Source organism: Vibrio sp. 3-2(1), from assembly GCF_963887575.1.
Taxonomy (GTDB): domain Bacteria; phylum Pseudomonadota; class Gammaproteobacteria; order Enterobacterales; family Vibrionaceae; genus Vibrio; species Vibrio anguillarum.
Map to the genome: position 1 here is coordinate 122,803 of NZ_CAWPGB010000055.1, position 20,052 is coordinate 142,854.

18 protein-coding genes are annotated in these 20,052 nt (G+C 46.1%); 4 read left to right on the forward strand and 14 right to left on the reverse strand.

Features of this window, described 5'->3' with window-relative positions:
* Positions 1–76: 76 nt before the first annotated feature.
* The 12 genes from trpS to pilM form a co-directional block, all read right to left on the reverse strand.
* The gene (trpS, locus tag AACQ79_RS14955; protein ID WP_013855895.1) at positions 77–1,093 is read right to left on the reverse strand and encodes a tryptophan--tRNA ligase; all 1,017 of its coding nucleotides are present in this window, start codon (positions 1,091–1,093) and stop codon (positions 77–79) included.
* Between the two features lie 154 nt (positions 1,094–1,247).
* Positions 1,248–1,934: a phosphoglycolate phosphatase gene (locus tag AACQ79_RS14960; protein WP_026027427.1), complete on the reverse strand. Its 687-nt coding sequence runs from the start codon at positions 1,932–1,934 to the stop codon at positions 1,248–1,250.
* A 95-nt stretch (positions 1,935–2,029) separates the two neighbouring features.
* Positions 2,030–2,704, reverse strand: coding sequence for a ribulose-phosphate 3-epimerase (gene rpe, locus AACQ79_RS14965; protein WP_013855893.1), 675 nt, complete (start codon positions 2,702–2,704; stop codon positions 2,030–2,032).
* Positions 2,705–2,816: 112 nt separating this feature from the next.
* Positions 2,817–3,647 (reverse strand): Dam family site-specific DNA-(adenine-N6)-methyltransferase, encoded by an 831-nt coding sequence (locus tag AACQ79_RS14970; protein ID WP_013855892.1) that lies wholly within the window; start codon positions 3,645–3,647, stop codon positions 2,817–2,819.
* Between the two features lie 69 nt (positions 3,648–3,716).
* The gene (locus AACQ79_RS14975; RefSeq protein WP_094165232.1) at positions 3,717–5,216 is read right to left on the reverse strand and encodes an AAA family ATPase; all 1,500 of its coding nucleotides are present in this window, start codon (positions 5,214–5,216) and stop codon (positions 3,717–3,719) included.
* A gap of 48 nt (positions 5,217–5,264) precedes the next feature.
* Positions 5,265–6,353: a 3-dehydroquinate synthase gene (gene aroB, locus AACQ79_RS14980; protein ID WP_094165234.1), complete on the reverse strand. Its 1,089-nt coding sequence runs from the start codon at positions 6,351–6,353 to the stop codon at positions 5,265–5,267.
* Positions 6,354–6,377: 24 nt separating this feature from the next.
* Entirely contained in the window at positions 6,378–6,899 is a 522-nt protein-coding gene (gene aroK, locus AACQ79_RS14985) for a shikimate kinase AroK (RefSeq protein WP_010317691.1), read from the reverse strand.
* A 186-nt stretch (positions 6,900–7,085) separates the two neighbouring features.
* Positions 7,086–8,801: a type IV pilus secretin PilQ gene (locus AACQ79_RS14990; RefSeq protein ID WP_017047273.1), complete on the reverse strand. Its 1,716-nt coding sequence runs from the start codon at positions 8,799–8,801 to the stop codon at positions 7,086–7,088.
* 23 nt (positions 8,802–8,824) lie between these two features.
* Positions 8,825–9,346: a pilus assembly protein PilP gene (locus AACQ79_RS14995; protein ID WP_013855888.1), complete on the reverse strand. Its 522-nt coding sequence runs from the start codon at positions 9,344–9,346 to the stop codon at positions 8,825–8,827.
* Positions 9,333–9,926: a type 4a pilus biogenesis protein PilO gene (locus tag AACQ79_RS15000; protein WP_013855887.1), complete on the reverse strand. Its 594-nt coding sequence runs from the start codon at positions 9,924–9,926 to the stop codon at positions 9,333–9,335. Before AACQ79_RS15000 ends, AACQ79_RS14995 begins: the two co-directional genes overlap by 14 nt.
* Complete coding sequence (locus AACQ79_RS15005; protein ID WP_017047271.1) at positions 9,919–10,521, reverse strand: PilN domain-containing protein; 603 nt, start codon at positions 10,519–10,521, stop codon at positions 9,919–9,921. Before AACQ79_RS15005 ends, AACQ79_RS15000 begins: the two co-directional genes overlap by 8 nt.
* Positions 10,511–11,521: a type IV pilus assembly protein PilM gene (gene pilM / locus AACQ79_RS15010; protein WP_094165236.1), complete on the reverse strand. Its 1,011-nt coding sequence runs from the start codon at positions 11,519–11,521 to the stop codon at positions 10,511–10,513. The genes AACQ79_RS15005 and pilM overlap by 11 nt, the downstream gene beginning before the upstream one ends.
* A gap of 149 nt (positions 11,522–11,670) precedes the next feature.
* Here pilM and AACQ79_RS15015 point away from each other — a divergent pair, with 149 nt between their 5' ends.
* Entirely contained in the window at positions 11,671–14,169 is a 2,499-nt protein-coding gene (locus tag AACQ79_RS15015) for a PBP1A family penicillin-binding protein (protein WP_170899314.1), read from the forward strand.
* 36 nt (positions 14,170–14,205) lie between these two features.
* On the opposite strand, the gene oxyR is transcribed toward AACQ79_RS15015, so the two are convergent.
* Positions 14,206–15,096 (reverse strand): DNA-binding transcriptional regulator OxyR, encoded by an 891-nt coding sequence (oxyR, locus tag AACQ79_RS15020; RefSeq protein ID WP_026027425.1) that lies wholly within the window; start codon positions 15,094–15,096, stop codon positions 14,206–14,208.
* Positions 15,097–15,242: 146 nt separating this feature from the next.
* On the opposite strand from oxyR, the gene AACQ79_RS15025 reads away from it, so the two are divergent.
* The 3 genes from AACQ79_RS15025 (at position 15,243) to AACQ79_RS15035 (ending at position 17,938) form a co-directional block, all read left to right on the forward strand.
* Complete coding sequence (locus tag AACQ79_RS15025) at positions 15,243–15,971, forward strand: redoxin family protein (RefSeq protein ID WP_170899315.1); 729 nt, start codon at positions 15,243–15,245, stop codon at positions 15,969–15,971.
* A 113-nt stretch (positions 15,972–16,084) separates the two neighbouring features.
* On the forward strand, positions 16,085–17,554 hold the full coding sequence (locus AACQ79_RS15030; RefSeq protein ID WP_026027892.1) for a dihydrolipoyl dehydrogenase: 1,470 nt from the start codon (positions 16,085–16,087) through the stop codon (positions 17,552–17,554).
* A 129-nt stretch (positions 17,555–17,683) separates the two neighbouring features.
* The gene (locus tag AACQ79_RS15035; RefSeq protein ID WP_017046763.1) at positions 17,684–17,938 is read left to right on the forward strand and encodes a DUF3624 domain-containing protein; all 255 of its coding nucleotides are present in this window, start codon (positions 17,684–17,686) and stop codon (positions 17,936–17,938) included.
* Positions 17,939–18,131: 193 nt separating this feature from the next.
* Here AACQ79_RS15035 and argH read toward each other — a convergent pair whose 3' ends face one another.
* On the reverse strand, positions 18,132–20,006 hold the full coding sequence (gene argH / locus AACQ79_RS15040; protein WP_013855879.1) for an argininosuccinate lyase: 1,875 nt from the start codon (positions 20,004–20,006) through the stop codon (positions 18,132–18,134).
* Between the last annotated feature and the right edge of the window lie 46 nt (positions 20,007–20,052).

The window sequence follows — 20,052 nt, forward strand, 5'->3', positions numbered from 1 at the left end:
AAGCAGAAGTAAAAAATAAAGCTAGGAAAACCTAGCTTTATTTAATGCAAAAAGAGTTAGATTATCGCAGGAAAAACTAAGGACGCTCGACAAACCCTACCGCTTTAAATGCTTTTTTCAAGGTGATCGCAGCGCGGGCCGAGGCTTTTTCTGCACCAGCTTTCATTACTGAATCAAGATACGCGCGATCTTCTCGAATGCGCGCGTATTCAGCTTGTACAGGCTCCAGCATGGCAACCAACGCTTCGCCAACATCTTTCTTGAAAGGGCCGTACATCTCAACACCTTGATATTGCGCTTCAATCTCAGCAAAGCTTTTGCCTGTCGCCGCAGAGTACAAACTCATCAAGTTGGAGATGCCCGCTTTGTTTTCGGTATCAAAAGCGATGCGCGGTGGCGTTTCAGTATCTGTCTGAGCCTTATTAACCTTCTTGATAATCGACTTTGGATCTTCCAGCAAAGTGATGACATTCTTACGGTTATCATCTGACTTAGACATCTTTTTCGTCGCATCTTGCAGGCTCATTACTCGCGCGTTCACTTGAGGAATGTAAGGCTCTGGAATGGTGAAGATCGGCTTTTCAGGACTATAGATGTTGTTAAAACGAGTCGCGATATCTCGCGCAAGTTCTAAGTGCTGCTTTTGGTCACTGCCCACGGGTACTTGGTGCGCGCCATAAAGTAGAATATCGGCCGCCATCAACACAGGATAACCGAATAAGCCCGCATTCACATCGTTCGCATAACGTGCTGATTTGTCTTTGAACTGAGTCATGCGGCTCAATTCACCCATCTGCGTGTAGCAGTTGAGAAGCCAACCCAATTGAGCATGCTCTGGTACGTGTGACTGAACAAATAGCGTGCTCTTTTTAGGGTCAACACCAACTGCAAGACAGATTGACAATGCATCTAACGTGGCTTCATGCAGTGCTTTCGGATCTTGACGAACCGTGATCGCATGCAGATCAACCACGCAGTATTGACAATCATAGTCATCTTGCATCTGTTGCCATTGACGTAGAGCACCCAAATAGTTACCGATACTTAGTTCACCTGACGGTTGAACACCACTCAATACAATGGGTTTGCTCATAGGGATGATTTCCTTGCTACTTAAAATGAGATAAGACTGAAAATGTCTGTGAAAAAAACCGCGCTTATTCGCTAAGTGATACTTGATTTAGCGATAACGCGGTTTATGCAGTGTACTCATTGACGAGTATTTTACTAGCGCATTGTGTGAACTTTTATGCTGAAACTCGCAACACATCAAGCAATTGGTCGATACAGTCCGCCACGTAATCAGGGTTGGAAGCTGAAATGGGCTCACCGTGATTGTAGCCATAAGTCAAACCAAACGAATAACAACCCGCATTTTTAGCCGCTAAAATATCGTTTTTCGAATCCCCAACCATCAACATTTCCTTGGCCGTTAGTTGATGTTTATCCAATAGCCAGTTAAGCGCCATTGGATCAGGTTTTTTGATCGGGAAGGTATCACCACCAATCACATCACTAAAAAAGTGCTCAATACCATGTTGTACCAATACGTCAGGTACAAACTTAGACGGTTTATTGGTCACCAAAGCTAATGTGAATCCAGCACTGTGTAGCTGCGCTAAGGTTTCTTTCACTTGGGGATATAAATGGCTCAGTTTATGGCCCGTTTGGGCATAAAATTCATCAAAACGCTCACGAGCGGTGGCTTTGATCTCATCGCTAAGATCAGGGTTGATGGTTAAACTTTGGCTAAGTGAGCGAGCGATCAGCACATCTGCACCATTGCCGACGTAATCACGCACTTGCATTTCTGATACTGATGAATAGCCTAACGATTGTACCGCTTGGTCGGCGGCTACAGCTAAATCTGGCACGCTATCGAGCAAGGTACCATCGAGATCAAAGGCGATTAATTTAATTGAGCTTAAAGACATCTTAACTTCCGAATAATAGACAAGGGGCACAAAGCCCCTTGTTGCGTTATAAGTATGTTGCGTAGTGATTATTGAGGTGTAGTCAGTATTATGACTTAGCGCGCCACTTTGGCTAATTCTGCGCGCATCTCATCAATCACCGTTTGGTAATTAGGTTGACCAAAAATAGCCGAGCCTGCGACAAACATATCTGCGCCCGCTTGTGCAATTTCACGAATGTTATCGACTTTGACCCCACCATCAATCTCAAGGCGGATATGACGACCCGATTGCTCAATCAATTGACGCACCGCGCGCAGTTTATCCAACGTATGCGGAATAAAAGATTGACCACCAAAACCAGGGTTAACCGACATCAGCAAAATGAGGTCCACTTTATCCATAATAAATTCGAGATGCGCAAGTGGCGTAGCTGGGTTGAGCACTACACCCGCTTGGCATCCGTGCTCTTTGATCAATTGCAATGTGCGATCAACGTGATCAGAAGCTTCCACATGAAAAGTGATCATCGAAGCCCCTGCCTTGGCAAAATCAGGAATGATGCGATCAACTGGTTTCACCATCAGGTGAACATCAATCGGTGCCGTAACACCATAGTCACGCAGCGCCTTACAAATAGGAGCACCAAAGGTCAAGTTGGGAACGTAGTGGTTATCCATTACATCAAAATGGACAACGTCTGCCCCAGCGGCAAGCACTTTCTCAACATCTTCGCCAAGACGAGCAAAATCTGCTGAGAGTATAGATGGGGCAATTAGGAAATCTTTCATACCTGACCTCTTAGGCTAGTGGGCGCAAATGCGTGATGAGCAAAATTCGCCCGCAATTCTACCTAAGCTGGCCAAGATATCCTAGCGCGACACCCGATTTAACTACGAAATGTTAACCTTCGCATTCCGCTGTATTGAACAGCGCCAACAACTCATCGACTTTGTTGCGCCCTGCTCCATTACGGCTAATGGTGCGCTTAACCTTGACCACGTTAAGTTCTGCACCATGATATAAACGGCGCGTTAACTTAGTGTCATGATTGGAAATCAGTACCGGTATGCCACGATCATTGGCGGCTTTTTCGGCAACATCGGCCAATGAGGCTTGATCATCCAATGAAAAGCCATTACCAGAATAAGAAGTAAAATTGGCGGTAGTAGAGAGTGGCGCGTATGGCGGATCGCAATAGACAACACAGCCCTTGCGAGCACGACGAAACGTCTCTTCGTATCCTTCGCAAATAAAGGTCGCTTTCTTGGCTTTCTCGGCAAAAAACTCCAATTCTGCTTGCGGGAAATAAGGCTTTTTGTAAGAACCAAAAGGCACATTGAAACCGCCTTTTTTGTTATAGCGACATAAACCATTAAAACCAAAACGGTTCATGTATAAAAACGCCAACGAACGATACAGTACATCATCGGTTTTATTGAACTCTTTGCGAATATCGAGATACGCTTCTTTACGGTTGTTATCGGCCGTGAACCAACGCTTAGATTCGGTGATGTACAGTTCAGGTTGATCTTTGATCAGGTTGTACAAGTTGATGAGATCAGGATTGATATCGGCCAACAAATACTGTTCAAAATCAGTATTGAGGAACACAGAGCCAGCACCAACAAAGGGTTCAACCAGTTTACGCGCTGGCGGCAGGTGACGTTGAATCTCTTCGACTAGGCCATACTTACCACCAGCCCATTTAAGAAAGGCACGCTGCTTCTTCATTTACTGCTCTATCTTTCAACCACGAAATAAGGCTGCGGAATGTAACATATTTTTGCGTCAAGCTCAGCGTTATTTCGCACGATCAATCTCTCGCTGTACTTGGCTGAGTGATTTGGCCCAAGGGCCTTGCAATTGCAACGCTTTCGGTAAGGTTTCAACGGCATCACGCGCAAACTGGATGGTTGGATAATTACCATAGGTGATGATGTACCACTCCACATCATTGCGTGCTGTCGGATAAATACGCACCTTTTCTTGCAGCGCGTAGGTGTTAATAAAGTTTTGTGCTTCAGCAAGCGAACTGACCGCCGCTAATTGCAAAGTATAACTGCGTGGCGAGAAGGCTTTGAGTTCTTCTCTCGCAAAGGAGAAGGTGATTTTCGTTGGCGCAGCAGCAGTGACAGACTCACTTACTGGCACAGTTTGCGCCGTGCGGTTTTGTGCATCAGCAAGTGCATTATTAATCACTGACGTATCGGCTTTGGTCGAATTGCCTTCCAAAAGCGCATCCACAACATCAGACTCAATCACCACTCGTTGCTGATCGCTGTCAATTATGCCCACGCTCTCTGAATTCTCCATCACATCGGGTGGTAACGAACTGGAATCATCTTCAGCATCTAAATAACTCGGGTCACTTTTCGCAAGCAGCTTCCCATTATTGGTGGCGTCAGTTGCTGAATCATCGTTAAGCGTATTGACTGTTGGTGCAGCAGCATCCCCGAGCGTCGGAATCACCGTCTGCTCGAGTGTGCCTGTAATTTGCGACGCTTGCTCATCGGGTGAGGGCTGGGTAAATAGCCACCAGTAACCACCACCGATGATGAGCAGAAGCAGTAAAACCAAGGCAGCGATCTGCACAGGAGAACCGATAATCGAACGGATGATGATCCTTTTTTCCATTTTCTGCTCTCCTAATGCCATGATTTCCCCAGGCACGCGTTTCACCTTTTTGTAAGCGTTGCGTACGCGGCGCTCCATCTCATCGGGTACATAACGCATGACCAGATTTTCAAAAAAGCGATCCGCTTCTTCATTGCTTAGGGCTTCAATCTCAAGCTCTACGGGTTTATGCTCTTGTCCGTAGCTTAAACGAGTCAGCAAAGCATCAAGGCTATTAGCTTGTGCAAATAATACGACATTGATGGTCCACAATGGATTGGCTTGTGCTTCTAACACCAGCATCCATAGCTCAGACACTAAGGTTTCGGAGAGTAGATGAGCGTCATCGACAACAATCACCACATCACAACCGCCACCATCTAGCAGACGAGCTAAGCTGTCAGAAAGTGTATCATGAGGATTAAATAACGGGCCTGAAACGATTTGGGTAAGAATGGTCGCTCGACGCTGCTGGTCATCTTGATTGGGATGACACAGCAACAGCGATTGGTTTTTATCTTCGGCCCACGCTTCTAAATAACGCTGCGCTAACCAAGATTTACCAAAACCTAATCCACCACCAACGGTAATGACATTTGAGCCAAAATTGGTCAATAATTGCAAACGCTCAAGTAGCTCGACTTGCGAATCTAATTCCAATATACGTAATTCATTCGCCAAACTCATTAGGCCGTCCTACTGACAGACAACTGTCAAATTAGTATCAATGAAGATTTACAGGGTGCGGCAGAAGTCAATCGCTTGTTCAATGACCGCTTCGGGTACACCTTTCACTACTTGTGATGTACCAATACTGGTTGGTAGCACCAAACGTAGTTCGCCTGAAAGCACTTTTTTATCACGCATCATGTGTTGCATAAAGTCAGAAAACGACATGCTTTCGGGCGTATGAATCGGTAAATTTGCTCTTTTGAGTATAGAAACAATCCGCTCAACTTGCTGATCGTTAATTAAACCTTGTAACTGCGCCGTTTTAGCGGCCATCACAGTTCCGGTAGAAACCGCTTCACCGTGTAGCCAATTACCATACCCGAGCTGCGCTTCAATCGCATGACCAAATGTATGACCTAGGTTCAACAACGCGCGAATTCCCGACTCTTTTTCATCTTGAGCGACCACATCGGCTTTAATTTGACAGCAGCGAGCGATGGCATAACTTAGCGCTTGCTCATCTAAGGCATAGAGTTTATCGAGATTCTCTTCCAACCAGACAAAGAAATCATGATCGTAAATGATGCCATATTTGATCACTTCCGCCATACCAGCGGCAAATTCTCGCGCAGGTAAAGTCGCCAAACATTCAGTATCAATAATGACGGCTTTCGGCTGATAAAATGCACCAATCATGTTTTTACCTAAAGCATGATTGACCGCGGTTTTACCGCCAACGGAGGAGTCCACTTGCGAAAGCAGCGTGGTCGGTATTTGGATAAAATCGACTCCGCGCTGATAACAGGCTGCGGCGAATCCAACTAAATCACCAATCACGCCACCACCTAAAGCGATGATCACCACATCACGGCTGTAATTACCTTCCAGCAGGTAACTCATCACCGTGTTAAATGTATCTAAAGTTTTGTACTGCTCGCCATCTGGCAGTTCAAGCAAGGAGACGTTACAAGCATGCGGTGCAAGAAGGGCGAAGATTTTATCCGCGTACAAAGGCGCGACCGTTACATTACTGATGACGACGACTTTTTGTTTGGCCGATAAGAAAGAAAGGAGGGCCGGATCATTAAATAATCCGGCGCCAATTGAGATTGGGTAGCTACGCTCATCTAAACTGACCGTAATCCGTTCCATGGTTTGCACTCCAAAATAAAGAACTTAGGAATGTTCTTCTAGCATTTTTACGATCTCGTTGGCTACCACTTTTGCACCTTGATCGTCAGTACGAACCGTAAAATCAGCGATCTCAGCGTAAAGATCGTTACGTTCATCAGCCAAGCATTCTAAGACTTCACGTGGATTGTCTGTTTGAAGCAATGGCCGTTTTTTGTCACGGTTCGTGCGTGCAAGTTGTTTTTCAATCGTCGTTTCAAGGTAGACCACAATACCACGAGCAGATAAACGATTACGGTTTTCTTTACTCTTAACAGAACCACCGCCTGTTGCGAGTACAATACCTTGTTTCTCGGTTAGGTCATTAATTACAGCTTCCTCACGTTTACGGAAGCCCTCTTCACCTTCGACGTCAAATACCCATGCGATATCTGCGCCTGTACGCTCTTCAATGACTGTATCTGAGTCTAAAAACTCCATATGCAGTTGTTGAGCAAGATGTCTACCAATTGTACTTTTGCCGGCGCCCATTGGGCCAACAAGGAAAATATTGCGTTTCTCAGCCATGTTTAGCAGTAATTTACAACGTTAATTCAATGACATCGCCACAAGATTAGCCAGTATAATACTGACCGTTAAGACGCTCGTGGCACCTATTCCTCACAGATGATTCGTGATAAGACCCGAAATTATCTAGATATGGTGCCACTAATGCAACTTTATTTTTTAACCAATCGCAATATCAGCCGTAAGTTATTGAATGACGACTTTCGGTGTCACGAAAATCAGCAGCTCACTTTTGCCTACTTGTTCATAGGAACGGCGGAACAATGCACCAAGTAATGGCAAATCACCAAGTAATGGCACCTTATCCACCGTATTGTTGACGCTATGTTGGAATATTCCACCAAGGACCACGGTTTCTCCATTATTGACCAATACTTGAGTGCCAATACGCTGAGTATTAATTGCAACCGCTTCTCCCGTCCCTGTTTTTACAATATCCCCAGGCCGGTCTTGAGTGACACTGAGATCTAACACTAAACGATTATCCGGCGTTATCTGCGGCGTCACTTTTAAACTCAGCACCGCTTTTTTGAAGGCGACCGTCGTTGCCCCGCTGGAAGAAGACTCCAGATAAGGGATCTCCGTACCCTGCTCGATATAAGCTGGCTTCTTGTTTGTCGTGATCAAACGAGGGCTGGAAATAATCTCCGCTTTCGACTCACGTTGCAGCGCTGAAAGCTCTAAATCCAACAACATATCCGACCCCAACTTAGCCACTTGGAAGGCAATACTTGAGGCGTTAGCAGAGGTCGCCGCTAAGTTTACGTTAAGGAAGTCATCAACGGGCAATGTGCTTTCCCCCAACTTGCCCACTTGGAATAAATTACTTTCAATACTTCCGCCTGCGGTGTTGTTGCCATTGGTCGAAGTAAAGCCCCAGCGTACGCCAAGTTCATCCAAATTACCTTCGTTGACCGTAACAATGCGCGCTTCAATCTGTACCTGTTTGACCGGGATATCGAGCGATTCAATAATTTGGCGTATCACCACAATATTCTCAGCCAATTCGCGGATCAGCAGTGAGTTGGTTCGCTCGTCGATACTGATGGAACCTCGCTCAGACAACATGCTGACTGCCCCTTCGCCGCCAATCATCTGCGCAATATCAGACGCCTTAGCAAAATTAATTTTGATGATTTCAGAACGCAGATCGCCCAACTCTTCAGCCAAACGTGCCTTTTCAAGCTGCTGCTTTTCACGTAAATCCAATTCTTCTTTAGGTGCAACTAAAATCACATTGCCGTCAACACGCTTATCTAATCCCTTGACTTGCAAAATGATATCGAGCACTTGCTGCCAAGGCACGCCATCAAGCCGTAGCGTCAGGTTACCAGTGACCGAATCTGAGACGACTAGGTTAAACGCGTTATAATCTGCGATAAGCTGCAAAACATTTCGCACAGGAATATCTTGAAAGTTAATCGAGATAAGCTTGCCCTCTTTCTCAAGAATGCTCTTCGGCTTAGGTTTTTCTTGTTCTTTCAGTTTGCCAATCACCACCTCAAGGTATTTCCCTTTCAAGCTGTAATCATACTTAAACTCGCCATGAATGGTCGCCAGTAACTGTGTACTTGGCTCTTTGCGCAATACCTCGATACTCTCAACAACGGTTGCAAAATCTTTGACGTCCAAGACATACAGTTTCTCATTGGAGACATCCGTCTTAAGCAGTTCAATTTGTAAACCGTCAGCCACTTTCTGCACATTAACTACTGTCGAAGGTGATGCGAGTTCAACAATCAATACAGCGTCTTTGTTTTTATTGACTCGAAAATCAATGCCTTTAAGCTCGTTGGTCTGCGTCGTTTCTGCCGCCACACTTAGCCCTGCCACACTCAATAATAAGCCAAATAAGAGGCTCCGAAATACCATAGTCATTTGTGTCTGTAGTCCTTTAATCATAGTGATTTCTCTAAATTCAAATTCTATTTCAGAGCCAATTTGACGTTACGTTGATTCCAACAACCTAAGCCGTCTGGCAAGGTTTCATTGATCAGCAGGTAATTGGAATTAACTCGAGTAACTTTGCCGTGATTCAAACCTAAATATTGTCCCGCTTTCACGTTGACGACCTTGCCTTGGGGCGTTTGCACTAATGCCGATACCGCGCCCCCGCTACTCATCACGCCTTTTAATCGCAGTTGATTAAGCGGATAGCGCTCTAGCTGGCCATTTTTACTGCGAGCTGGAGGTTGCCAGCAGTCTGCCTTCACTACAGGCTGATTTTGTACAATCGCTTCTTTAGGCAGCACAAAAGGTTCGCGGGATTCATGTTGCGCATAATGAGCAACTTCAAATTGAATAATGGGTTTTAATTTGGAGACTTCTTTGCGTGCTTGCCCCTCAACCTGCTCCACATAAACCTTCAATGAATCTTGATTCGCCTTACAACCAACCAATACGCTGGTACTAAACAGCACCATCAGCAGCAGATTATTGTTTTTCATCGTCCACCTCTTGCTTGAATTGATAGGTATAAGCGCGCACCCTAAAATGTAACGTACTGCTTTCCTGGCTAACCCGTTGCCAATCAACATCATCGAAATTAATAATGCGGGGCAATTTCGCGATCGCCTCGGAGAAATCACCAATGTCGTGGTAATTCCCAGTTAATTCGATATTGAGCGGCAAACGATACAGAAACTCTTTATTCTGTTTTTCTCCCCAATCAATACGTGTAAAGGTTAACGCGTTATCTAGCCCTAGTTCATTGACCGACGCCAGCATGCTTGCGAGCTCTTTTTGCACGGGTAATTGGCGTAATAAAAAATCATAACGTTCGGTTAATTCATCCAGTTGAGCTTGCAACTGGGGTAAGGTAGCGGCTTTGCTGGCCTTAATCCGTAAGGTCGATTTCAGCACCTCTTCTTGCTGTTTTAAGTTCTGCAATTGCTCATTTTGAGGCATCAGGTAGAACCACGCGCCAACGCCTTGAATAATCAGCATCAACACCAAAATAACCAGCAGTTGAGGCAGCAACGGCCATTCAGCCATTTCATCCATATCAAGATCTTGAAAACTAGTCATGGACAGCTCCTGTAGGCCGAATCTTGGTTAGCACAGAGCCCTGTGGTGTCGGCGAATGAAACATAAATGACACTTTAAATGTCTGAAACTCCTTACCAAATCGCTTATTACCGTGCACGATAGAGTGCATGTTGACATCGGAAAGTAAGGCTGATTTTTCAAAATTATCGAGCATGGTCGCAAGACGCGCAGTGCTGTCACTGATGCCCGTAATTTCAATTTCTTCACCATTCATTTTGATCTTATCGACGTAGACTCCTTCAGGCATAAGCTGTGGCATCAGGTTCATCAACTCGGTGGTTTTATTGCGTTGGCTTTGCAATGACTCGACGACCGACAAGCGAGTTAATAGTGCCTTGTGTTCTTGTTCCGTCATTTTTAATGCATTGATCTGTTTATCAAGCTGCTGAATGTATTGATTCAAATAAGCCAAACGAGACTCTTGCTGCTGCGCTTGCCCAGAGAAATACAAACCGATACCCCATTGAATACCAACAGCGCTCATCACACCTAAGACGACCAAGCCCATAAAACGACGCTTATGCGCCGCTCTTTGTTCCTCTCGCCAAGGCAGTAAGTTAATACTATGCAACATGAGAAGACTCCAACCACTCAATACCACGCAGTGCAAGGCCAGCCGCGGTGCTAAAACTCTGCCCAGACTGCTTACCTCGCTGGCGTTTCGCTAACTTATTGTTAAACAGAAGGAAGGGATCGAGAATTTCGCACTCAAGCTTGAGACGCCGTGAGATCTCTTGCGCCAACATCGGAGTATCTGCGCCACCACCTGAGAGCCAAATGCCTGCTAAACTGCCCGCGCCATTGACGGAGGTGAAAAGCTGCAACTGACGTTGAAGTCGCTCGATCAACTCATGCACAAAGCGCTCGTTTTTATCGGCTAATTCCGCATTGGTGCCCGACATCGCGCTGTCTTGGGACAACCACTGACAACCGAGAGGGATCTCTTTATGAAAAGGGGCTTTATCAGTAAAATCAATACAGAGCGCCGTTTGGGTATGGCCCACATCCATGAGCATCCAATCGCTGCGATGTTGTGCCCTGCTCGCCAACTGCCAAATGTTTAACAAACTGTGTATTTGCACATCAACCGCGATCGGTAAAAAGCCCGCTTTTTGAGCCGCTAACGCACGGCTTTCCACGACGTCTTTACGAGTGGCGTAAACTTGATAACTTACGGTGCTACTGCGACTTACGCTTTTTTCCATCACTTTGACGAAATCGAGACTCAGTTCTTCTATCGGGAACGGTGACTGATGAGAAAATGCCTGATAAATAGCAAACTCTTTTTCACGCGCCTGCAGGTCACTATCTATCTGTAATACCTTACTTATTACCGCATTGTCCGGTACCGATATGGCGACTTTGCGACTAAATAGTGGTAAACCCTTTCTTAGTTCTTTGAGTTTCTTTACAATTTTCTGATAATCCAGCGTGTGGTTATCGGAGAATATGTCCTCAGTAATAAATAATTCTTTATAACCGACGAGTGCATATGAATCACCCGCTAGCTTTAACACCACCGCTTTAATACTATGGTGGCCAATATCTATACCCGTAACCAATGATTTACCCATACGGCTTAGCTCCAGTAACGCTGCTTAGGCTTAGCTCGATTTGCTTATTTTGAGGTTAAATAAGCCACAATTTATTTTTAGAGCTAAATTTTTAGCCTAGAGTACAAGGGTTTGCATAAGGGCAGCCTTAACTAAACAGGGATTATCCGGTGAAGTTCATAAAGCGATTGTTATTACTTTCATTGATTTGCATTATTCTTGGAGTCACTACGATATTTGGCTTCTATTTTTACGTGAAGCCAGACCTCCCCGATGTAGCGACTTTACGTGATGTACAATTGCAGACACCGATGCAGGTCTATAGTCAAGATGGCAAGCTCATCGCCCAATTTGGAGAAAAGCGCCGAGTTCCGTTGCGTATTGAAGAGATCCCGCCTGAACTTATCGAAGCGATTATCGCCACCGAAGATAGCCGCTTCTACGAGCACTATGGTTTTGACCCAATTGGTATCACGCGTGCTGCGGTCGCTGTGATCGCCTCAGGTAGCGCTAAACAAGGTGCAAGTACCATTACTCAGCAGCTTGCTCGTAACTTCTATCTCTCTAATGAGAAGAAGATCATGCGAAAAATCAAAGAGATTTTTATCGCTATTCATATCGAACAATTGCTGACGAAAAAAGAAATCCTAGAGCTTTATCTCAATAAAATTTATCTCGGTTACCGATCGTATGGAATTGGAGCGGCAGCCCAAGTTTATTTTGGAAAAGAAGTCAAAGATTTAACGCTGAGTGAAATTGCCCTGATTGCAGGACTTCCCAAAGCACCTTCAACCATGAACCCTATCTATTCTCTAGATCGCGCGACTAACCGCCGTAACGTGGTGCTACAGAGAATGCTTGATGAGAAATACATAACCCAAGCGCAATATGCGCAAGCCCGCTCTGAGCCCTTAATGTCGAAATACCACGGTGCTGAAATTGAACTTAATGCACCTTATGTGGCAGAAATCGCCCGTTCATGGATGGTGGAGCGCTATGGTGAAGAGTCGGCCTATACCTCTGGCATGATTGTCACCACAACGGTAGATTCCAAACAGCAGCAAGCCGCGAGTAAAGCTGCAATCAATAACCTACTCGCCTATGATGAGCGTCATGGCTATCGCGGTGCTGAAAAAGTAGTTTGGAAAGAAGGCCAAACGCCATTGAATGAACAGCAACTGGCCGAGCACTTAAATAATGAGCCGACTTATGGAGATTTATTACCAGCCGTCGTTACCCACGTAAGCAGCCAATCGGCTACGGTTTGGGTTAAGAACCAAGGATTGCAGACCATTGAATGGCAAGGCATGAACTGGGCTCGCCGTTTCTTAACTGATTCTCGACAAGGACCGGTTCCGAGTACAGCGACGGAAATCATCGCCGCTGGTGAACAAATTTGGGTACGTAATCGTGCTGAATACAGTGATGAGCATACCACCGACGAAGTACCACAGTGGTACTTAAGCCAAGTACCCAATGCCAACACTGCCTTTGTTGCCATGAACCCAGAAAATGGTGCGGTACTGGCGCTGGTTGGCGGCTTTAACTTTGTGCACAATAAATTTAACCGTGCGACTCAATCGGTGCGCCAGGTCGGCTCAAGTATTAAACCCTTTATCTACTCTGCCGCCATCGATAAAGGCATGACCTTAGCGACGCTCATTAATGATGCGCCGATTAACCAGTGGGACCAAAGCCAAGGTACAGCATGGCGTCCTAAAAACTCACCACCGACTTATATTGGCCCAACTCGTCTTCGCGTTGGCTTGGCTCAATCCAAAAACGTGATGGCGGTGAGAGTGCTACGCTCTGTTGGGCTGGATGAAACACGTGAGTATCTCACTCGCTTTGGTTTTGATATTGACCAAGTACCACGCTCAGAAACCATAGCCTTAGGTGCGGGGAGCTTAACGCCGGTTAAGATGGCGCAAGGCTATTCCGTGTTTGCCAATGGTGGCTATTATGTTGAACCCTATTACATCAGCAAAGTTGAAGATCCCTTTGGCAAACTTGAGTATCAAGCCACACCAAAAGTCGTTTGCCAACAGCAATGCACCCCAGACACAAATGAGTTCGATGAGCAAGATGTTGCATCGCACTATGCTCCACAAGTAATTTCCGAACAAAACGCATTTCTTGTCCGAGAGATGATGTACAGCAATATTTGGGGTGGCGGAAATTGGCGTGAAGGAACGGGTTGGAATGGTACAGGCTGGCGTGCACAAAAGCTGGGGCGTCGTGATATTGGTGGTAAAACAGGAACGACCAATGACTCCAAAGATGCGTGGTACAACGGCTATGCACCGGGCATGGTCGCTATTGCTTGGGTCGGATTTGATGATCATAACCGCAACTTAGGTAGGACAACCGAAAACAGCAATGTAGATGACGATGGTGTGTCCGGTGCGGAAGCGGGAGCAAAAACGGCACAACCCGCTTGGATTGATTTTATGCGTCAAGTACTGGTCAATGTGCCAGCGCAAGACAAACCCATTCCCGCCAATATTGTGCGGGTAAGAATCGATATCGATACCGGCCTGTTAACCAATAAGTTTGATTCAAGCTCGATGTTTGAATACTTCATTCAAGGCACTGAGCCAACCGAGTATGTCGCAGAGAGTGTCTCTGACAACATCTACTCTTCACCTTCAGGTGAAGAGCTATTCTAAAGCTCAGTAAAAAGAGGCTAAATTTAGCCTCTTTTTTTATTTCTCATTTAGCTTTGTTTTGATTGCGTGAGCCAACTGCTCAAAACGCTGCCTCAATGGCGATCCCGGCCGATAAGCTAATACTAAGCGGCGTGAAGGCTGCGGGTTGACCGCTTTAAGGTAACAAACGCCATCCTTCTCTTTGACATCTGGTAAAGAGAGTTCAGGTAACAGGGTAATTCCCCCACCCGCTGCGACCATATTACGCAGCGTCTCTAAGCTGGTCGCTTTAAAACGTTCGTCATCTTTTGCGCCTGCCGCAAAACAGAAACCTAAGGCTTGATCGCGTAAGCAATGACCGTCACCTAAAGCCAATACCGTTCGCCCTTTCAAATCCAACATACTTACTTCACTTTTTGCAGCCCATTCATGCCCACTAGGCACGGCAATACTCAATGCTTCGTCATACAGATCAATCTCTTTAAAGTGAGCCGTTTCCGCAACGGAGGCCAACACTAAACAATCGAGTTTTCCATCTTCTAACTGGCGCACAAGCTGTTGGGTTTGCGCTTCGTGTAAATAGAGCTCCAGTTCAGGAAATTGCTCTTTTAAAAAAGGCACAATACGCGGCAAAAGGTAGGGGCCTAAAGTGGGAATGAACCCAATATGGATAGGACCACTCATCGAGCCACCCTGGCCGCTAGCCATATCTCTGAAGGTTTTGATTTCACTTAAAATACGCTTGGCCTGATCGACCAATTGCAGGCCCGAATCGGTGAACAATACTCTGCGACTGCTGCGCTCTAATAATACCGTTCCCAGCTCATCCTCCAGTTTGCGGATCTGGCCACTGAGTGTTGGCTGGCTCACAAAACAAGCTTCTGCTGCTTTACGAAAATGTTTATGTTCAGCTAATGATACTAAGTACTCAAAATCACGAATGTTCATCTTCAATCTCAATAGAATCCACCTATCAAAACCATAGCATCAAACGATTGGAGCTATCAAAGGTTTTCTTCCATAATGGCTTCAACAAATGAGAGCAGCGGCTCTTAAAATCATAACCTAACTTAGAAAATCACAAGGAAAATAGAATGTTAATATCTAAAGAAGGCCAAGCGGTACCACAAGTCACTTTCCCTACTCGTCAAGGTGATGCTTGGGTTAATCTCACAACAGATCAATTATTCAAAGGTAAAACCGTTATCGTATTTAGCTTGCCAGGTGCCTTCACCCCAACCTGTTCATCAAGCCACTTGCCGCGTTACAACGAACTGTACCCGGTGTTTAAAGAGCATGGCGTTGATGACATCCTATGTGTTTCGGTGAACGATACCTTTGTGATGAATGCTTGGAAAGCAGACCAAGAAGCAGAGAATATTACTTTCATTCCTGATGGCAATGGCGAATTTACTGACGGCATGGGTATGTTAGTTGATAAAAGCCAAATCGGTTTTGGCAAACGTTCATGGCGTTACAGCATGCTAGTCAAAGATGGCATCATCGAAAAAATGTTTATCGAAGCTGATGAACCGGGTGACCCGTTCAAAGTATCAGATGCTGACACCATGCTGAAATACATTGCACCTAACTATAAAACACAAGAATCGGTTACCGTATTTACTAAACCAGGTTGCCCATTCTGCACTAAAGCAAAACAACTCTTGATTGACCACGGTCTTCAATATGAAGAAGTGGTATTGGGTAAAGATGCAACCACAGTGAGCTTACGAGCTATCACAGGCCGTACCACCGTTCCGCAAGTTTTCGTTGGTGGTAAACACATCGGCGGCAGCGAAGAGCTAGAAGCTTACCTGGGCTAATCACGCCTGCCCTAGGAAAATCTTCCTAGGGCATCCTCCTCATTTAGACTCAATGACAGCATTATTAAATGTTGCCATCGACTATTCACATTCCAAATTTAGAGAAAGCGATGATGAAACAGTTAAACGTTGATGTAGCCATTATTGGTGGTGGGACCGCAGGACTCGGCGCTTATCGTGCAGCAAAAGCACATACGACTAGTGTCGTCATGATCGAAGGTGGCCCATACGGAACCACATGCGCTCGCGTCGGCTGCATGCCATCTAAGTTACTGATTGCGGCCGCTGAAAGCGTCCATCACATTCACAAAGCTCCTGCTTTTGGTGTTCATCCTCAAGGTGAAATTGTCATTAATGGACGTGAAGTGATGGCGCGGGTAAAACGTGAACGTGACCGCTTTGTCGGATTTGTGCTTGAAGGCGTTGAGGAGATCCCCGCTGAAGACAAAATCTCAGGCTACGCCCAATTTATCGACAACCACACCCTACAGGTCGACAACCATACACGAATCAGCGCCAAGCGGATCGTGATTGCTACCGGTTCTCGCCCAGCCTACCCCGCGGTATGGCATGAACTTGGCGATCGCTTAATCATTAATGATGACCTATTTGAGTGGGACGACTTACCCGAATCTGTTGCCGTATTTGGCCCGGGAGTTATTGGCTTAGAACTAGGCCAAGCCTTGCATCGTTTAGGGGTGAAAGTAAAGCTGTTCGGCATTGGTGGACAAGTTGGCCCATTAACCGACCCTGATGTGATGGCTTACGCTGATAAAACGTTTAAGGAAGAATTCTATTTAGACGCTGACGTTAAAGTGGAAAGCATGAAACGCATTGCTTCTCCAACAGGCCAAAACGACAAAGTTGAAATCCAATTCATCAACCGTGAAGGGCAGCTCGAGACATTTGTCGTTGACTATGTGTTGGCGGCAACCGGTCGTCGCCCGAACGTAGATAAATTGGCACTTGAAAATACCGATGTAGCCCTTGATGCGCGCGGCGTACCAACGGCCGATCACTATACGCTGCAAACCTCTGTAGACAGTATTTTCATTGCTGGTGATGCCAGTAATCAACTGCCACTGCTTCATGAAGCAGCCGATCAAGGTCGTATTGCAGGGGATAACGCTGGCCGCTACCCAGATATTCGTGCCGGGCTTCGTCGTTCCTCTATCTCAGCGGTTTTTTCAGACCCACAAATTGCGATGGTCGGTGAATCCTACAAACAGCTAACCACTCGTTTAGGAAATTGTGGCTGTTTTGCTATCGGTACTGTGTCGTTTGAAAATCAAGGCCGTTCACGCGTCATGCTGCGCAATAAAGGGTTATTGCATGTGTATGGCGAACAAGGAACAGGGCGATTTTTAGGCGCTGAAATGATGGGACCGAATGCGGAGCACTTGGCTCATTTACTGGCGTGGGCACATCAAAATCAGATGACGATTTCACAGATGTTGGATATGCCTTTTTATCACCCCGTAATTGAAGAAGGCGTGCGCACCGCGCTGCGTGATCTAAACGCTAAACTGCATTTAGGTCCTGAGATGATAAAGCATTGCATGGACTGCGGTCCGGGCTGTTAATTTTCAACATCCATTCATGCGGTCGCCCTTGGGCGGCCGTTTTTTATACGCTTTAGTTTCAGCCGCGCCTTAGACTCACACCTTCACGCACGTTATACTGCCGTTATTTTCTCTTTAATGAACGCGCTTATGCCTTGCAATAACTGCCAATCTTCGTGGTTTTGGAAAAAAATCGGCCGCTGCCAACGTTGTATGGATCAGCTCACTGTTTTGTCAGTTGGGTGCTGGCTTGTGTGGTGGTGGTTATACAGGGAGAACCCTAAAACCATTGAATCGATCAGCTTGCTAATAGCGGGCTTTGCCTTTAACGGTTTGCTGTTTTTACATCTGTGGATGAAGTTTGTGGTACTCCCTTGGCGTAAGCGGCAAGGGCGCGACAAATAAAAAGCTAAAGAGCACAAAAGAAAAAGCCCCAGAACCAATAGTAGGTTTGGGGCCTTCTTAGATTCTTCTAAGAAAAAGCAGTGGTACAGTTATAGACCACGCTTTTCTTAAATTGTTCCGTGATCATTCGATCTTTTTGAGATCTTTTTCCAAGGCCTCATTAACGGCAATGATCGCGTTGGTAATCAACGCATTAAGCGACGTTGACTCGCTTGATGATCTGCTCAACCAAATTGATCTCAAGCGCCACTTCATCACAAGCGTGCTGCCGTGGGCATTGTTCACAATCTTTGAGCACTTTCTCTGGCAGTAAGCTTTTTGAGGTTGGAATAAAATCATGCTTCATGAAAAACTCTGGCGTTCGAGTCAGAACAAACACTTTCTTAATCGCCATTTGCCGCGCTTTATTCACCAAATACGAGACGATCGCTTTTCCTTGTCCTTGACCTTGCCAACCTGCTTCTACACCAAGCGAACGAATTTCAGCCAACCCAGAGTCATAGACATATAACGAGGCGCATCCCGTCACTTCACCATGGTGTTCCGCCACGGCAAATGAACCAATATCGCGCACCAACTCATTGCGTGAACGAGGCAGATTTTCTCCCATATTCGCCCAATAAGTGACCATACTTTCTAGCGTTTCAATATCCGTCAAACGGGCAGGACGAACTTTCACCGCCGTGGTGTCACGTTTGTCTAAACGCGCTTTGGCTTGATCAACCGCATAGGCCACTTGTTTTGGCGAAACGCCACCTAAAGCGCTGCGTTTTTCTAAGCAAGATTCAATAGTGAGGATCGCATAAACATCATCTTCAATGACCGACGAAAACTCTTTAAGCTCGGCAAGGGTCAGTTCTTCAAGCGCACACCCTTTCGCGATCGCGCCAACCACCGCTACGCCCACAATATGGTGCGCTTCACGGAAAGGGATCCCTTTGGCGACTAAATAATCAGCTAATTCGGTAGCATTGGCATAGCCTTGTTTGGCCGCTTCTAAAGTCCGTTCGGTTTTAATTTTGATGCCATCAAAGCAAAGCGCAGCCATTTCCATGCAGTCGTTCCAAGTATCCAGCGCGTCAAACAGCCCTTCTTTGTCTTCTTGCATATCTTTGTTATAAGCCAATGGTAAGGCTTTGACCGTCATCATCATGCCCGCAAGCGAGCCATAAACACGGCCAGTTTTGCCACGGATCAGCTCTAATGCATCAGGGTTTTTCTTTTGCGGCATCAAGGATGAACCCGAAGTCACGGTGTCAGCCAGTTCGATAAAACCAGACTCACCCGAGTTGTAGAAGATCATATCTTCCGCCAAGCGCGATAAATGCAGCATCGAGATCGACGCCACCGACATCAATTCCATCACGTGATCTCGGTCGGATACTGAATCGAGCGAGTTACGCGTGGCACGGCGAAACCCTAAATGATGAGCAAGCTGTTCACGATCAATCGGATAGGCCGTACCTGCCAGCGCGCCGGAGCCAAGCGGGCAAGTATCAAGGCGCTTAATCGCATCATTTAAACGAGAGTAATCACGCTCAAACATTTCAACATAGGCCAAACACCAATGCGCAAAGGTCACTGGTTGCGCACGTTGCAGGTGGGTATAACCGGGCAAAACCGTCGCTTGGTGCTGCTGAGCAACCGACACTAATTTCGTTTGCAGGCGATCTAACCCCAACAGTAATTGTTGACCTTGCTGGCGGCACCACAATTTTAAATCGGTCGCGACTTGGTCATTACGAGAGCGCCCAGTGTGCAGCTTTTTGCCTAAATCACCCACTTTGCTGATCAACTGCTGCTCAACCCAAGAGTGAATATCTTCTGCATCAGAGCGTAAGATCTGCTCAGGATCTTCCATCACTTCCAGTTTGAGTTCGTTGAGCGCAAGTTCTAGTTTTTGCTGCTCCTCTTCGCCCAAAACATTCACTGACACCAACGCCTTTGACCATGCTATAGAGCCCACAATGTCTTGTTCAGCCAATCGGTAATCAAAGCGAAGTGAATCGTTGAACTCTTTGAACCTCGTGTCTGCTGCTTGGGTAAATCTACCGCCCCATAATGCCATTGCGTATCTCCTGCTCTTAGGTCGCGACTGAGCGTGACCACATCAA

Bases quoted from the DNA above. Each gene is read 5' to 3' on its own strand.
- trpS (WP_013855895.1), bottom strand. From the start codon at position 1,093: ATGAGCAAACCCATTGTATTGAGTGGTGTTCAACCGTCAGGTGAACTA.
- AACQ79_RS14960 (WP_026027427.1), bottom strand. From the start codon at position 1,934: ATGTCTTTAAGCTCAATTAAATTAATCGCCTTTGATCTCGATGGTACC.
- rpe (WP_013855893.1), bottom strand. From the start codon at position 2,704: ATGAAAGATTTCCTAATTGCCCCATCTATACTCTCAGCAGATTTTGCT.
- AACQ79_RS14970 (WP_013855892.1), bottom strand. From the start codon at position 3,647: ATGAAGAAGCAGCGTGCCTTTCTTAAATGGGCTGGTGGTAAGTATGGC.
- AACQ79_RS14975 (WP_094165232.1), bottom strand. From the start codon at position 5,216: ATGAGTTTGGCGAATGAATTACGTATATTGGAATTAGATTCGCAAGTC.
- aroB (WP_094165234.1), bottom strand. From the start codon at position 6,353: ATGGAACGGATTACGGTCAGTTTAGATGAGCGTAGCTACCCAATCTCA.
- aroK (WP_010317691.1), bottom strand. From the start codon at position 6,899: ATGGCTGAGAAACGCAATATTTTCCTTGTTGGCCCAATGGGCGCCGGC.
- AACQ79_RS14990 (WP_017047273.1), bottom strand. From the start codon at position 8,801: ATGATTAAAGGACTACAGACACAAATGACTATGGTATTTCGGAGCCTC.
- AACQ79_RS14995 (WP_013855888.1), bottom strand. From the start codon at position 9,346: ATGAAAAACAATAATCTGCTGCTGATGGTGCTGTTTAGTACCAGCGTA.
- AACQ79_RS15000 (WP_013855887.1), bottom strand. From the start codon at position 9,926: ATGACTAGTTTTCAAGATCTTGATATGGATGAAATGGCTGAATGGCCG.
- AACQ79_RS15005 (WP_017047271.1), bottom strand. From the start codon at position 10,521: ATGTTGCATAGTATTAACTTACTGCCTTGGCGAGAGGAACAAAGAGCG.
- pilM (WP_094165236.1), bottom strand. From the start codon at position 11,521: ATGGGTAAATCATTGGTTACGGGTATAGATATTGGCCACCATAGTATT.
- oxyR (WP_026027425.1), bottom strand. From the start codon at position 15,096: ATGAACATTCGTGATTTTGAGTACTTAGTATCATTAGCTGAACATAAA.
- AACQ79_RS15025 (WP_170899315.1), top strand. From the start codon at position 15,243: ATGTTAATATCTAAAGAAGGCCAAGCGGTACCACAAGTCACTTTCCCT.
- AACQ79_RS15030 (WP_026027892.1), top strand. From the start codon at position 16,085: ATGAAACAGTTAAACGTTGATGTAGCCATTATTGGTGGTGGGACCGCA.
- AACQ79_RS15035 (WP_017046763.1), top strand. From the start codon at position 17,684: ATGCCTTGCAATAACTGCCAATCTTCGTGGTTTTGGAAAAAAATCGGC.
- argH (WP_013855879.1), bottom strand. From the start codon at position 20,006: ATGGCATTATGGGGCGGTAGATTTACCCAAGCAGCAGACACGAGGTTC.